The sequence below is a fragment of the Dactylosporangium salmoneum genome (assembly GCF_039532525.1).
Classification (GTDB): domain Bacteria; phylum Actinomycetota; class Actinomycetes; order Mycobacteriales; family Micromonosporaceae; genus Dactylosporangium; species Dactylosporangium salmoneum.
Genome location: NZ_BAAARV010000004.1, coordinates 286,030 through 300,078 on the forward strand (window position 1 = coordinate 286,030; position 14,049 = coordinate 300,078).

The 14,049-nt window shown below is 73.1% G+C and carries 12 protein-coding genes and 1 pseudogene; 9 read left to right on the forward strand and 4 right to left on the reverse strand.

Annotation, left to right across the window (positions count from 1 at the left end; genetic code table 11):
• Positions 1-59: 59 nt before the first annotated feature.
• From ABD352_RS02270 to ABD352_RS02280, 3 genes are all read left to right on the forward strand, one after another.
• Positions 60-296: a hypothetical protein gene (locus ABD352_RS02270; RefSeq protein WP_344610475.1), complete on the forward strand. Its 237-nt coding sequence runs from the start codon at positions 60-62 to the stop codon at positions 294-296.
• Positions 297-305: 9 nt separating this feature from the next.
• Positions 306-1,562, forward strand: coding sequence for a M48 family metallopeptidase (locus tag ABD352_RS02275; protein ID WP_344610476.1), 1,257 nt, complete (start codon positions 306-308; stop codon positions 1,560-1,562).
• Between the two features lie 656 nt (positions 1,563-2,218).
• On the forward strand, positions 2,219-3,355 hold the full coding sequence (locus ABD352_RS02280; protein WP_344610477.1) for a glycosyltransferase family 4 protein: 1,137 nt from the start codon (positions 2,219-2,221) through the stop codon (positions 3,353-3,355).
• Between the two features lie 146 nt (positions 3,356-3,501).
• On the opposite strand, the gene ABD352_RS02285 is transcribed toward ABD352_RS02280, so the two are convergent.
• From ABD352_RS02285 to ABD352_RS02295, 3 genes are all read right to left on the reverse strand, one after another.
• Positions 3,502-4,170 (reverse strand): response regulator transcription factor, encoded by a 669-nt coding sequence (locus ABD352_RS02285; protein WP_344610478.1) that lies wholly within the window; start codon positions 4,168-4,170, stop codon positions 3,502-3,504.
• 33 nt (positions 4,171-4,203) lie between these two features.
• On the reverse strand, positions 4,204-5,754 hold the full coding sequence (locus ABD352_RS02290) for a sensor histidine kinase (protein ID WP_344610569.1): 1,551 nt from the start codon (positions 5,752-5,754) through the stop codon (positions 4,204-4,206).
• 128 nt (positions 5,755-5,882) lie between these two features.
• Positions 5,883-7,673, reverse strand: coding sequence for an AMP-dependent synthetase/ligase (locus ABD352_RS02295; protein ID WP_344610479.1), 1,791 nt, complete (start codon positions 7,671-7,673; stop codon positions 5,883-5,885).
• Between the two features lie 129 nt (positions 7,674-7,802).
• Between ABD352_RS02295 and ABD352_RS02300 the strand changes: the two genes are divergently transcribed.
• The 6 genes and pseudogenes from ABD352_RS02300 (at position 7,803) to ABD352_RS02325 (ending at position 12,464) form a co-directional block, all read left to right on the forward strand.
• Complete coding sequence (locus ABD352_RS02300) at positions 7,803-8,246, forward strand: SRPBCC family protein (RefSeq protein ID WP_344610480.1); 444 nt, start codon at positions 7,803-7,805, stop codon at positions 8,244-8,246.
• Positions 8,243-8,539, forward strand: a pseudogene (locus ABD352_RS02305) (hypothetical protein); the annotation flags it as partial. The gene ABD352_RS02300 and the pseudogene ABD352_RS02305, both read left to right, overlap by 4 nt.
• 54 nt (positions 8,540-8,593) lie before the next feature.
• Positions 8,594-9,538 (forward strand): ROK family glucokinase, encoded by a 945-nt coding sequence (locus ABD352_RS02310; RefSeq protein ID WP_344610481.1) that lies wholly within the window; start codon positions 8,594-8,596, stop codon positions 9,536-9,538.
• On the forward strand, positions 9,535-10,209 hold the full coding sequence (locus tag ABD352_RS02315; protein ID WP_344610482.1) for an endonuclease/exonuclease/phosphatase family protein: 675 nt from the start codon (positions 9,535-9,537) through the stop codon (positions 10,207-10,209). Before ABD352_RS02310 ends, ABD352_RS02315 begins: the two co-directional genes overlap by 4 nt.
• Before the next feature lie 45 nt (positions 10,210-10,254).
• Complete coding sequence (locus ABD352_RS02320) at positions 10,255-11,667, forward strand: flavin-containing monooxygenase (RefSeq protein WP_344610483.1); 1,413 nt, start codon at positions 10,255-10,257, stop codon at positions 11,665-11,667.
• An 11-nt stretch (positions 11,668-11,678) separates the two neighbouring features.
• The gene (locus ABD352_RS02325) at positions 11,679-12,464 is read left to right on the forward strand and encodes an alpha/beta hydrolase (protein ID WP_344610484.1); all 786 of its coding nucleotides are present in this window, start codon (positions 11,679-11,681) and stop codon (positions 12,462-12,464) included.
• Positions 12,465-13,178: 714 nt separating this feature from the next.
• Here ABD352_RS02325 and ABD352_RS02330 read toward each other — a convergent pair.
• Positions 13,179-13,991 (reverse strand): DUF308 domain-containing protein, encoded by an 813-nt coding sequence (locus ABD352_RS02330; RefSeq protein WP_344610485.1) that lies wholly within the window; start codon positions 13,989-13,991, stop codon positions 13,179-13,181.
• Between the last annotated feature and the right edge of the window lie 58 nt (positions 13,992-14,049).

The window sequence follows — 14,049 nt, forward strand, 5'->3', positions numbered from 1 at the left end:
TACCCCACCGTTACCGTTCGTGCTATCCGGTTCACCGGCACGTCGGTTTTGGAGGAGCGATGCTCGTCGACTGCGAAAGCTGTTCGGTGCGGGGCAACGCCTGCAGCAACTGCGTGATGACCCTGCTGCTCGACACGCCGCCCGCGTTCCACCAGCTCGGTGCCGAGGAGGTGCGGGCCATCGAGGTCTTCGAGCTGGCCGGCTTCGAGGTCACCGTGCTGGAGCCCACCCACTTCGAGAAGACGCCGATCAGGCCCGTCCCCTCACCCCGGCGCCGCCGCGGGCGCGCCGCATAGGCTGTTGCGATGACCCCTCGAGTCTGGGCCGTCGTCACGCTGGTCGGGCTGGTCATCGCGGCCGCCGCCGTCGCGCTGCTGCGGGTCCCGTGGTCGGCGCCGTCGGCCCCGCGGGCCGATCAGCTGGCGGCCCTGGACACGCTGCCGCACGACGCCGTGTCCCAGGGCCGGGCGTTCCATGCCGCGCTGCGCCCCGGCACCTACCTGTCGCTGGCGCTGGGCCTGCTGGTCGCCCTGCTGCTAGGCCTGACCCCGGCCGGCTCCTGGCTGGTCGAACAGGCCGGCCGCCCGTTCGGCGGCCACTGGCTGGCCCGGGCCCTGCTCGGCGGCTTCGCCGTGACGCTGGTCGGCGAGGTGGTGGCCCTGCCGCTGGCCGCCTGGCGCCAGTCCATCCTGCGCCGCTACGGCCTGTCCACCCAGGGCTGGGGAGGCTGGACGGTCGACCTGCTCAAGGGCTACGCCGTCGGCGCCGTCATCGGCGCGATCGTCCTGGTCGGCTTCTTCACCATCACCCACTTCGCCCCGCGCTGGTGGTGGGCCTGGGCCGCGGCCGGCGCGGCGGCCCTCGCCGTCCTGCTCACCTTCGTCTTCCCGGTCCTGGTCGAGCCGGTCTTCAACAAGTTCACCCCGATGCCGCCCGGCGAGCAGCGCACCAGCCTGATGAACCTGGCCGCCCGCGACGGCGTCCCGGTCCGCGACGTGCTGATCGCCGACGCGAGCCGCCGCACCCGCGCGGTCAACGCCTACGTCTCCGGCCTGGGCCCGACCCGCCGCATCGTCGTCTACGACACCCTGCTGGAGAAGGCCCCGCCGGACGAGGTCGAGGCCGTCGTCGCCCACGAGCTCGGCCACGCCAAGGACGGCGACGTCCTGACCGGCACCCTGCTGGGCGCCCTGGGCGCCGCCGCCGCGGTCTGCGTGCTGTACCTGCTGGGCTCCTGGTCCGCCCTGCTGCGCCTGGCCCGCGTCGACTCCATCGCCGAGCCCCGCGCCATCGCCCTGCTCCTGGCCGTCGCCACCGTCGGCGGCCTGCTCGCCGGCCCGGCCCAGTCCCTGGTCACCCGCCGCATCGAGGCCCGCGCCGACGAGCACGCCCTCGCCCTGACCCGCAACCCGGCCGAGTTCGAGGCCATGCAGGGCCGCCTGTCCCTGGTCAACCTGGGCGACCCGGACCCCAACCCCGTCGAGCAGTTCCTGTTCGGCACCCACCCCACCGCCGTCGAACGCATGGCCGCCGCCCGAGCCTGGGCCCGCGCCCATCCCTGACCCAGCCCCGTCCCCACTCACCCTGACCCGCGGGCCCTGACCCACTCACCCTGACCCGCGGGCCCTGACCCACTCACCCTGACCCGCGGGCCCTGACCCGCGGGCCCTGACCCGCGGGCCCTGACCCGCGGGCCCTGACCCGCGGGCCCTGACCCGCGGGCCCTGACCCGCGGGCCCTGACCCGCCGCGCCCCCGGACCCCGTTCGTTCCGCCCTGGCCGTTTCTGCCCCACTCCGACTCCAGCCCATCCCTGTCCCGCCCCCAGGTCACCGACGCGCTGACTCGCTTTCCAGCGCTGTCCGCGCCGCTCGGGCTGTCCGGGCCGGTCGGGCCAGTTGCGCTGCTCGGGCCGGTCGCACTTGTTCGGACCGTCCGCGCTGCTCGGGCTGGTCGTACTGTTCGGACCGTCCGCGCTGTCCGGGGCGTTCGGGCCGTCGGGGCCGTTCGCGCTGCTCGGGCCGTCGGCCGTTTGGGCCGGTCGCGCTACTCAGGGCCGTCCGGGACCCCGGAGCGTGGACCAGCGCGTCGATTCTGGCGGCCCGGGTGCTGAACGGGAGCCAGAGCCGGCGCAGCGTCCGGCCAGTGCCCTTGGTGGCAAGATGCCGGCCGAAGTGGACCCGGGTTTGGGCGGGGCGGGTGGGCGCTGGTAAGCACTGGTGGTGCGGACCCTCCTGGTGACCAACGATTTTCCGCCCCGGCCCGGGGGGATTCAGCAGTTCGTGCACAACCTTGCGGTGCGGGTGCCCGGGGACGAGGTCGTCGTGTACGCCTCCACCTGGAAGGGGGCCGGCAAGTTCGACGCCGAGCAGCCGTTCGAGGTGGTGCGGGAAGACACCGGGATGTTGTTGCCCACGCCGCGGGTGGCCCGGCGGGCGGCCGAGATCGCGCGCGGGCGGGGGTGTGACCGGGTCTGGTTCGGGGCGGCGGCGCCGCTCGGGCTGCTCGCGGACGGGCTGCGGCGGCGGGCCGGCGTCACGCGGGTCGTCGCGCTCACGCACGGGCACGAGGTCGGATGGGCGGCGCTGCCGGGCGCGCGCGGGCTGCTGCGGCGCATTGCGCGGGGGGCCGACGTGGTCACGTACCTGGGGGAGTACACGAGGGTTCGGCTCGACCGGGCGATCGGCGGGCTGACCGCGCTGGAGCGGCTGGCGCCCGGGGTGGACGTGGACGCGTACTCGCCCGGCGTCGACGGCGGTGCGGTGCGGGCGCGGCACGGGCTGCAGGGGCGGCCGGTGGTGGTCTGCGTGTCGCGGCTCGTGCCGCGCAAGGGGCAGGACGTGCTCATCCGGGCGCTGCCGGAGGTCCAGCGGGCGGTGCCGGGGGCGGCCCTGCTCATCGTCAGCGGGGGGCCGTACCGGGGAACGCTCGAGCGGCTGGCCCGCGAGCACGGGGTCGAGCGCGACGTCGTGTTCACCGGGTCCGTGGCCTGGGAGGAACTGCCGGCGCACTACGCGGCGGGGGACGTGTTCGCGATGCCCTGCCGGACGCGGCGGCGCGGGCTCGACGTCGAGGGGCTCGGGATCGTGTACCTCGAGGCCTCCGCCACCGGCCTGCCGGTGCTCGCCGGGGACTCGGGCGGGGCGCCGGACGCGGTGCGGGAGGGCGAGACCGGATTCGTGGTGCCGGGGCGGGACGTGAAGGCCGTGGCCGATCGGCTGATCACGCTGCTGCGGGATCGGGAACTGGCGGCGCGAATGGGGGCCACGGGGCGGGCCTGGGTCGAGGCCGAATGGCGGTGGGAGAGCCAGGCGGCCCGGCTGCATGCGCTTCTTGCCGGTGAAAAAGGCACATGAACAATGAGCGCCGGATCAGCCCCCGACAATCGGAAGAATGGGTGGCCTATTCCGGCAATGATGGGGCGATTGGCGCGGCCGGCTGCCGGGGGTAAGGAACGGCGAGCCGGCCGTCCGCGCGAATTGCTGGGGGAAAGGTAACGACGTCAGAAGCTCGGGGCGTCCGGGGCCTCGAGCAGGCCCAGGCGAAGGGCCGTCATCAGGGCCTGGGCGCGGTTCGCGGCGCCGAGCTTCTCGTACAGCTTCGAGATGTGCGTCTTCGCGGTCGACTCCGAGACGAACAGCTGCTTGGCGATGCCGGCCACGCTCATGCCGTCGGCCAGCAGGCGCAGCACCTGACCCTCGCGGGGGGACAGCTGCGGGCCGCTCGGGGCCAGGCGGCGCTTCATCGCCTCGGCCAGGTCGGCGGCGGTGAAGGCGCTGGGGGCCGAGGCGGCGTGCCGGGCCGCGGCCACGACCTCGTCCGCCGGGGCGGTCTTCGGCACGAACGCCGAGGCGCCGGCCTCGAGGGCGCCGAAGAGCTGGTCGTCGCCGGCGTACATGGTCAGCACGACGATGCCCATGCTGTTGCTGGTCTTGCGCAGGGCGCGGGTGGCCTCCAGGCCGCTGCCGTCGGGCAGGCGGAGGTCCATGATCACGACGTCGGGCTGGAGGGCGCCGGCCTGGCGGATCGCCTCGGCCGCGGTGGCGGCCTCGCCGACCACCTCGAACTGGCGGTCGCGCTCGAACGCGTGCCGCAGCCCCCGGCGGATCAGATCGTGGTCGTCGACGAGCAGCACTTTGGTGCGAGTCGTCGGCGTCGCGGTAGTAGACATTCCCGGTGCTCTCTCCCTCTGGGTGCCTTCACGCTACCGCGCACGCGGTGCGGTTCCGAGCACAACCGCCACTGTGGTCCCATTCGGCACTCGTGGCGTGATCTCCAACCGGCCCCGGATACGTTCCGCCCTCTCGGCCATGATCGCAAGACCATAGCGCCCATCCGGGCGGTTCTCACCGATGCCGCTGCCATCGTCGGAGATTTCTACCTGTGCGAACGGTGGATCGACCGCGCACGTTACCCAAAGATTCTCCGCTCCGGCATGTTTCCGTGCGTTGGTGATGGCTTCTTGGGCGATGCGCAGCAATTCTGCCTCGACGGCGGCGGGCAGCCGGGCGGTGGTCTCGTCGAGCGAGAGGTGGACCCGCAGGCCGGCGGAGGCGCCGACGGTGCGGGCGTAGTCGGCGATGGCGGCGGTGAGCCCGCCGTAGCGGTCGACCTCGCTGCGCAGCTCGAACAGCGACAGCCGCAGCTCGGTGATGACCCGGGTGACCTCGGCGCGCAGGACGCGCAGCTCCTCCTCGGCCGCCTCGGTGTTGGGCAGCGCGGCGACGGCGTTGTCGATGCCGTAGCCGACCATGACGAGCTCCTGGGCCACCCCGTCGTGGATCTCGCGGGCCAGGCGCTGCCGCTCCTCGGTGGTGGCCAGGGACCGGACCTCGTCGAAGAGCAGGGCCGCCTCCAGGCGCAGGGCGGCGGGGCCGGTGACCGCCTGGACCCTGGTGACCAGCGACGGCGGGTACGCCCCGGCCTCGTCGCTCTCCAGCACGATGAGCCCGACGGTGCGCACGCCGGCGATGAGCGGCACCACCATCGACGACGTGGTCTGCCGGCTGCTCACCGAGCGGGCCTGCGAGCGGGCGGAGACGATCGGCTGCTGGGTGGCCCAGGCGTCGGCCACCTTGCTCTCGGTGTCCAGCGCGGTCTCCCAGTCCAGCCGCTCGACGCCGGCCTGGGCCAGCACGACCAGCCGGCCGCCGCCGCTGCCGGACAGCACGGCGCCGCGCACGGACGGCACCAGGGCGCGGACCTCGTCGAGCAGGTGCTCGGCCAGGCCGCCCGGGTCCAGGGTGGCCCCCGGCAGCTGGCGGGCCACGCTGCGCAGCTGGGTGAGCAGGCGGGTTGCCTCGGCGTAGGGCTGCGGCGGCTCCTCCGGGCGGCGGGCCAGCAGGATGCGCTGCAGGATCGTGGCCTGGAAGGCGGCCACGGCGGCGACCACCAGCCACTCGGCGCCCGCGGTCAGGTACGCCCGCTCGTCGAGGCGCCCCTCGACACCCCCGCCGACGACCAGCAGCGCGGCCGAGGCGACGAGGTAGGCGCCCGCCATCCGGCGGCCCTCGGAGAGCGCGGCGGCGACGATCGGCACCGGGAGGTACACCAGGAGGGCCTCGGCGTCCCCGTTGAGCGTGGAGGCGGCGAAGGCCGTGAGGAGGACCTCCGCCGTGCGCCCGAGCCGGGCCACCTCGTGCCCCTGGGGCGCGGCCGTGGCGACGGTCGCCGCGGCGACCAGGAGGGCGAGCCAGAGCAGCTCGGCCGCCCGGATGCCGTCGGACAGCAACAGGGTCGCGGCCAGCGCGAGCATGGCCACGCGCACCGCGACGACGGCCGGGCGTGGGCGGGAGTGGGCGTTGGGTCGGTCCTCGGCCCGGGCGGGGGCGGCGGCCAGGTCCGTCAACAGCGATCCCTTCTCACCGAGAGCACGAAAATGGGTCAGCGCTCGTAGATGGCGGCGATGTCGCCGGCGTATTCCTTCATGACGACGTTCCGCTTCACCTTCAACGACGGCGTCAGCTCGCCGGTCGCCTCGGTGAAGTCGCGCGGCAGGATGCGGAACACCTTGATCGCCTCGGCCTTCGACACCGCCTGGTTGGCCTCGTCGATCGCCTTCTGGATCTCGGCCCGCAGCTGCGCGTCGTCGATCAGGTCCTCGACGCCGGCGGCGTCGGGCTTGCCGTTGTCGCGCTTCCAGGCCGGCAGGGCGTCGGGGTCGATGGTGACCAGCGCGGCGATGAAGGGCTGCCGGTCGCCGATCACCATGCACTGGCTGACCAGCGCGTGGGCCCGGACGCGGTCCTCGAGCACCGCCGGGGCCACGTTCTTGCCGCCGGCCGTGACGATGATCTCCTTCTTGCGGCCGGTGATGCGCAGGAACCCGTCGTCGTCGAGCTCGCCGAGGTCGCCGGTGTGGAACCAGCCCTCGGCGTCGATCGCCTCCGCGGTGGCCTCGGGGTTGTTCCAGTACCCCGTGAAGACGATGTCGCCCTGGACCAGGATCTCGCCGTCGTCGTCGATGCGGATGGTCACGCCGGGCAGCGGGCGCCCGACGGTGCCGATCTTGACGCCGTTGTCCCGGTTGGCGTTGGTCGCCGGGGAGGTCTCGGTGAGCCCGTACCCCTCGTAGATGGTTACGCCGATGCCGCGGTAGAAGTGGGCCAGCCGCTCGCCGAGCGGGGCGCCGCCGGAGATGGCCCGGGTGCACTGGCCGCCGAGCGCGGCCCGCAGCTTGCTGTAGACCAGCTTGTCGAAGAGCGCGTGCTGGGCCTTGAGCACCAGGCCGGGGGAGGGGGTCGCGCTGTAGTCGATGGCCACGCGCTCGGCCCGGTCGAAGATCGCGCCCTTGCCGTCGGCCTGGGCGCGCTGCTTGGCGGTGTTGTAGACCTTCTCGAACACGCGGGGCACGGACAGTACGAACGTCGGCTTGAAGCTCTTGAGCACGTCGGCCAGGTTCTTCGTGTCGGCCGTGTGCCCCATGGTGGCCCGGGCCTGCACGACGCCGATCTGGATCAGCCGGGCGAAGGAGTGGGCCAGGGGCAGGAAGAGCAGCGTGCGGGCGCCCTCGTTGAACAGCGAGCGCAGCTCCGGGATGGCGTTGACGATGTCCGAGAGCATGTTGCGGTGGGTGATCATGCAGCCCTTGGGGCGCCCCGTCGTACCGCTGGTGTAGATGATCGTCGCGAGGTCCTCCGCGGACGTCGCCGTGCGTCGCTTGTCCACGTCCTCGCGGGCCACCGAGGCGCCGTCGGCCCCGAGCTCCTCCACGGCGCCGCGCGGGCCGTCGATCTGCCACACGTGGGCCAGGGCCGGCGCCTGGTCGCGGACCTGGGCCACGGCGTCGCGGTGGGCGTCGGTCTCCACGAAGCAGGCGACCGCGCCGGAGTCCTGCAGGATCCAGGCCACCTGCTCGGGGCTGGAGGTCTCGTAGATGGGGACGGTGACCGCCCCGCAGGTCCAGATCGCGTAGTCGATCAGCGTCCACTCGTAACGCGTCTTGCTCATCAGGGCGACCCGCTCGCCCGGCTCGATGCCGGCCGCCAGCAGGCCCCTGGCCAGGGTCACGACCTGGTCGAGGAACTGTGCGCAGGTCACGTCCTGCCACGCACCGTCGGTCAGGCGCTGGAACTGCACCGCGTCCGGGGCAACGGCGGCGTTGTCCCAGACGGGGTCGGTCAGCGTGGCCGTCTCGGCGATGATGACCCCGGCGGGGACGGAGAACTCGCGCACGTCCGACTCCATTTCGACTGTGGTTCCGTACCCGGAACCTACCGGTAGGTGGGTTCCGGCGCGCGGGGGCCCGCCGGGGGCGGCGAGCCGACGCTCCGCGGTCGTCGCGGCAGAGGTAGCCTGCCACGCATGGCCGACACTTCGACACAGTCGATCGTCATTGACGCGACCCCGGAGCGGGTCGCCGCGGTCATCGCCGACTTCGCCCACTATCCGGAGTGGGTCGCGGCGGTGAAGACGGTGGCGGTGGTCGAGGAGTACGAGGACGGGTACGCCAGCCAGGTCCGCTTCGTGCTCGATTCGGGCCCGGTGTCCGATGAGTACACCCTGCGGTACGAGTACGCCGAGGACCTGAGTCGCATCGAGTGGAGCCTCGTGGCACCGTCGAAGATGCAGAAGCAGCAGGACGGCTCGTATGACATCAGCGCGAACGCGGACGGGACCTCCACCGTCACCTATTCGCTGTCGGTGGAGCTCGCGATCGGCATGCTCGGCATGTTCAAGCGCAAGGCCGAGAAGATGATCATGGACACGGCCCTCAAGGAGCTCAAGCGGCGGGTGGAGGGCGCATGAACCGGGACCCGCGCGAGGAGGCGGAGCGGCTGGTGGCCGCCGCGCTGGCCGCGATGTCGATGGCGGCCCGCAGTACCGCCGGATTCGCCACCGGCTCGGCCGAGTGCTGCGTCTGCCCGCTGTGCAAGGCCATCGCCGCGGCCCGCGACCCCGACCCGCAGGTCGCCGAGCGGCTGGCCACCGGGGCGGGCGACATCGCCGAGGGCGTGGCATCCTTCCTGCGCAGCTTCGGTGGCTCGAACGCCTGGCGGGCGGCCACCCACAACCAGTCAACCACGACCGACAGCGACGTCGAACAGGATTGACCCCAATCACGGCGTAAGCCGGTACGAGAGGAGCTTGCCGCAGTGGGGCTGACCATCGGCGTCGACATCGGCGGGACCAAGGTGCTCGGCGGTGTCGTCGACTCCGCGGGGGACGTGCTCGTCCAGACGCGGCGTGACACACCGGCGCAGGACCCGGGGGAGACCGCCGACCGGATCATCGAGGTGATCAAGGAGCTGGCGACCGCGCACGACGTGCAGGCGGTCGGCATCGGCGCGGCCGGCTGGGTGGACGAGACCCGCTCGATCGTGCAGTTCGCGCCCAACCTGGCCTGGCGCAACGAGCCGCTGCGCGAGAAGATCCAGCAGGCCGTCGGCCTGCCGACCGTGGTGGAGAACGACGCCAACGTGGCGGCCTGGGCGGAGTTCCGCTTCGGCGCGGCGCACGACGCCGACGACTCCATGGTGCTGTACACCGTCGGCACCGGCATCGGCGGCGGGATCATCATCGGCGGCAAGCTCATCCGCGGCGCCCACGGCGTGGCCGCCGAGCTCGGCCACGCGGTCATGGTGCCGGACGGCCACCCGTGCGGCTGCGGGCGCAAGGGGTGCCTGGAGCAGTACACCAGCGGCAAGGCCCTGATCCGGTTCGCCCAGGCCGACGCCAAGGCCCGCCCAGAGGACGCGAAGCGCCTGCTGGGGCTGGCCGGGGGCGACCCGGAGGCCATCAACGGCCCGGCCGTCACCGAGGCGGCCCGGCAGGGCGACGAGGTCGCCATCGGCGCCTTCGGACAGGTCGGGCACTGGCTCGGGGTGGCCTTCGCGGACATGGTGCAGACGCTCGACCCGCAGGTCATCGTGGTCGGCGGCGGCGTGATCGACGCCGGCGACCTGCTGCTGGAGCCGGCCCGGGTCAGCTATCACGAGCAGCTCGCCCAGCGTGGCCGGCTGCCCGTGGCCGAGGTGCGCGCGGCGCTGATGGGCAACCTGGCCGGCGTGGTCGGAGCGGCGGACCTGGCCCGCACATGACGAAGATCAGGGTGCTCTCCTACAACCTGCACGGTCGCAAGGACGACCGCAAGGCGCTCGCGGCCGTGGTCCGGGAGGCCGCGCCCGACGTCGCGATCCTGCAGGAGGCGCCGCGGCGCTTCCGGTGGCGGCAGAAGTCGGCGGTCCTGGCCCGCGAGTTCGAGCTGGTCATCGCCGGTGGCGGCCTGCCGGCCCTGGGCAACCTGATCCTCACCAACCTGCGGGTGCGCGCGGTCGACGCGTGGAACGTGAGCTACCCGCTGACTCCCGGCCGGCACATGCGCGGCGCCGCCTTCGTGCGGTGCCGCGTGGGCCGGTCCACCTTCGTGGCCGCGGGCTCGCACCTGTCGACCGACGCGCAGGAGCGCCCGGCCCAGGCCGAGCTGCTCAAGCGGCACATGGACGAGGTGCCGGAGCCGCTGCTGTTCGCCGGCGACCTGAACGAGAACTCCGGCGGCGCCGCGTGGCGGATGATCGCCGACGGGCTGACCGACGCGGCGGGGACCGACGAGCGGCCGACCTTCCCGGCCACGGCGGCCCGCGAGCGCCTCGACGCGATCTTCGCCGACCAGCGGTTCACGGTGCTGCAGTACGACGTGATCGACACCCCGCAGTCGAGGGCCGCGAGCGACCACTTCCCGGTCGTCGCCGATCTCGAGCTCGAGGGCTGAGGTCAAGACTGGACAAATCGGGGGTCCTCGACAGAGGATGCCGCGGTGAGTGCTGACGGTCGCTTCGACGACCTTGCCGGGAACGCGACGCACTGGCGGGACGGCGAGCCCGTGTACGACCGGGGCGACACGGTCTGCGTGATCGGGGCCGGAGGGACCGGGCTCACGGCGATCAAGAACCTCCGCGAGGCCGGGTTCGGGGTCGACTGCTACGAGCGCGAGACGGGCGTCGGCGGCGGGTGGAACTGGCGGCACGACCGCAGCCCGGTGTACGCCAGCACCCATCTCATCTCGTCGAAGCCCTTCACCCAGTTCCCAGACTTCCCGATGCCCGACGACTGGCCGGACTACCCCCACCACAGCCAGGTGCTCGCGTACTTCGAGCGCTACGCCGACCACTTCGGCCTCCGCGAGCACATCTGGTTCGGCACCGAGGTGGCCCGGGTCGAGCCCGCCGACGACCCCGCGGGCGGCCCGCCGCGCTGGGACGTGACGGTCAAGGGCTCCCGCGGCGGCGCCCCGCGCACCATGCGCTACGCCGCGGTCGTGGCGGCCAACGGCCACAACTGGTCGCCGAAGATGCCCGAGTACGAGGGCCTGGCCGACTTCCGCGGCAAGGTCATCCACGCCAGCCAGTACAAGGACGCCGCCCAGCTGCGCGGCCGCCGGGTGCTGGTGATCGGGGCCGGCAACTCCGGCTGCGACATCGCCGTCGAGGCGGCCCAGCAGGCGGCCAAGTGCTGGCACTCGACCCGGCGCGGCTACTGGTACGCCCCCAAGTTCGCCCTCGGCCGCCCGGCCGACCAGGTCAACGACCGGCTCCTGGCCATGCGCCTGCCCGTGCGGGTGCGCCAGTGGCTGCTGCACCGCACGATCAACATGACCGTCGGCGACCTGTCCCGCTTCGGCCTGCCGCGGCCGGAGCACGGCATCCTCGAGATGCACCCGCTGGTCAACAGCCAGCTGCCGTACTACCTGGGCCACGGCGACATCCTCGCCGTGCCGGACGTGAAGCACTTCGACGCGCACGAGGTGACGCTGGCCGACGGCCGGGTGATCGACCCCGACCTGGTCGTCTTCGCCACCGGCTACCTGCCGAAGTTCGAGTTCCTGGCCCCGGAGCTGCTGTCGACCGACACGGCCGGCCGCCCGCGGCTGGCCCTGCAGATGCTCTCGCGCACCCACCCGACGCTGGCCGTGGCTGGCCTGTTGCAGCCCGACTCGGCGCTGTTCACGCTGTCGCACTGGCAGACCGTGTTCATCGCCCAGTGGCTGCGCGTGCTCGACGCCGCGCCGGACCGCGCCCAGGCCATCTGGGCCCGCCTGCGGGCCGACGGCGACCGCCGCTACACCCAGCGGAAGGTCACCGACTCGACCCGGCACTGGTTCGAGGTGAGCCACTTCGTGTACCTGCAGGAGCTGCAGAAGTCCCTGCACGAGCTGGAGGCGGTCCGTTGACCACGCGGGTGATGCGAGCTGACGAGTGGGCGGACCCGCCGAAGCCGGTGCGCCGGGAGGTCCTGGACGCCCAGCCGGCCCCGGGCGGCTCGGCCACCCCGGTGCTGTTCGTCCCGGGCTACGGCCACGGCGCCTGGGCGTTCGCCCAGCACTGGCTGGAGCACACGGCCGAGCGAGGCTTCCCGTCCTACGCGATGAGCCTGCGCGGCCACGGCGGCAGCGAGGCCGCCCCGGACGCCCGGCTGCGCGACTACGTGCACGACGTCACGCAGGTCGCCGCCTCGCTGCCCCGCCAGGCCGTCCTCGTCGGCCACGGCGCCGGCGCGCTGGTGGTGGCGATGGCCATGGCCCGCTACCCGGTCCGCGCGGGCGTGCTGATCGCCCCGGTCTTCGGCGGCCTCGCCGCCGCCTTCGGGCTGCTCACCCGCAATCCCGTCGGCACCCTGCCGGGACTCTTCGGCGGACGGGTCACGCTGTCGCGCGAGCAGTTGTTCAGCCGGGCGCTGCCGGCCAACCAGGGCCAGGCCTACGCCCAGCGACTGCAGCGCGTCCCGTCCGGCACCCAGCGCCAGCTGCTGCGCCGCCAACAGCCGGAGTCCCCGGTCGGCGCCCCGCCGGTGCTCGTCGTCGGCAGCCCGGACGATCGGGTGGTGTCGGCCTCGGCGCTGGAGTGGGTGGCGCGGCGCTACGGCGGCTCGCCGCTGCTCTTCCCGGGCATGGGGCACGACCTGATGCTGGACGCGCGCTGGCAGGAGCCGATCGACGCGATCGTGGACTGGCTGGAGAAGGTTCGCTAAAGATCTTTCTGGACTCCGGGCCGCGCAACCAGGGGCCGTTGCTCCCGTCAGCGCCTGGTCTGGGTCGATCAGAGCGAAGCCGCATCGAGCCAGACTGGGCGAACCGGTCGGCCCCTGGGGGCCTCCCTGCCAGCGCCGCCGTGCCAAGACCCGCGACGACTCCCACGCCAAGATCAAGCCAGATGAGTCGGGCGCCGGCGCACCACGACCGGTGGACTCAGGCCGGATGACGAACGCGCAGGCCGTGCGGGGGTTGCCCCTCGCCGGCTGCGCGCCTGGGGCCGAGGCCGGCGCGCCCCAGCGGCTGCCCTCGGCGCCCGGCAAGGAACGGCGATCAGCACAGGGCCCGCTCTCGGACCTGTCGCGGCCTAGGCGTGTTCGCAAAACTCGCAGCGACACGCGGTGGCGGTCCATTGGAGAGGGGCAAATGGCGCACCCTTCTCGGCGCTGCTCGGGTGGGGAACACATCGGCCGTCACGACGCGGAGCGCCCGACTTGTCGCAAAGGCCCGAACTGGCGCTCCGTGCCGGGGGCGGGGCAGATGAGGTGGTTGTGACCGGCGCCGGGGGTATTCGACCAGGCGTGGGTGCGTTGCGCCGACCGGCGGAGGCTGGCTTGCACGGGCGCGGACCGGCCGCAGTGGTCGGTTCACGGACGGCGCCGTGGCCGCCCCGGGCCGGACATATGCCCCGTCAGGGCACAAGTAACCCGCCGTCAGACCCGGGCGCCGTTGTCCGGGTCGTCGTCCTCCTCGTCGCCGGGCCGCAGCCGCAGCACGAGCGTGACGAAGCCGGCCAGCACGCCGGCGAAGCCCAGGAACAGCGTGGTCTGCGAGCCCAGCGGCAGCAGGTTGGGCCAGAAGAGCAGCACCAGCCCGGCCGCCAGGGCCAGCACGGCGACGATGGTGACCGGCGCCACCCGGGGCAGCGGCGGCGGGGGAGGCGGGGTGTACCCCTCGTTCTCCTCGTCATCGTCCGGCAGCCCATTGCCGAAGGTGTCCAGGCCGTCCAGCAGCGACCGGTCGACGACATCCGACGGGCGGCGCAGCGACGTGCGCGGGGCAGGCTCGGTGTCCATGTCCACGGCGGCCGTGCTGGAGGAGTCCAGGTTCTCGGCGGCCGGCCAGGGCGTGGCCACCGTCGGGTCGACCGTCGTGTGGAAGCCGGCCACGATCGCGGCGAAGGCCTCGTCGTCGGACTGCCGCTTGGCCGGCGGCTGCTCCACCGGCGACTCGACCGGGGTGTGCTGCTCGGGCACCGCCGCGGTCAGCTGGGCCAGGTAGTCCCGGGCCGTGGCCAGGTGGTCCCGGTCGGCGTAGAGCCGATCGGTGGGCCGGGCCGGCAGTGTCGTGGTGCGGGTGAGCGGATGCAGATCCGAGGCGGGCTGAAGGTAGGCGGCGATGCCGCCCTCGGCCAGCATTTCGAGCAGATGCTCGCCGACCCGGGGGTCGACGTCGCCCACCACCGCGTACTCCTGCGCCACCAGGCCGTTGTCCCGCCGGCCGCGCCGCGCCCCACCCCCTGGCACAGCTCGCCCCTCCCCGCGGTGGTCATCTCGGCGACCGGGTGCGCCGAGAAAAAACCGC

Coding starts and splice junctions, on each gene's coding strand:
- ABD352_RS02300 (WP_344610480.1), top strand. CDS start 7,803: ATGGCCGACACTTCGACACAGTCGATCGTCATTGACGCGACCCCGGAG.
- ABD352_RS02290 (WP_344610569.1), bottom strand. CDS start 5,754: ATGCTCGCGCTGGCCGCGACCCTGTTGCTGTCCGACGGCATCCGGGCG.
- ABD352_RS02325 (WP_344610484.1), top strand. CDS start 11,679: ATGCGAGCTGACGAGTGGGCGGACCCGCCGAAGCCGGTGCGCCGGGAG.
- ABD352_RS02285 (WP_344610478.1), bottom strand. CDS start 4,170: ATGTCTACTACCGCGACGCCGACGACTCGCACCAAAGTGCTGCTCGTC.
- ABD352_RS02315 (WP_344610482.1), top strand. CDS start 9,535: ATGACGAAGATCAGGGTGCTCTCCTACAACCTGCACGGTCGCAAGGAC.
- ABD352_RS02270 (WP_344610475.1), top strand. CDS start 60: ATGCTCGTCGACTGCGAAAGCTGTTCGGTGCGGGGCAACGCCTGCAGC.
- ABD352_RS02275 (WP_344610476.1), top strand. CDS start 306: ATGACCCCTCGAGTCTGGGCCGTCGTCACGCTGGTCGGGCTGGTCATC.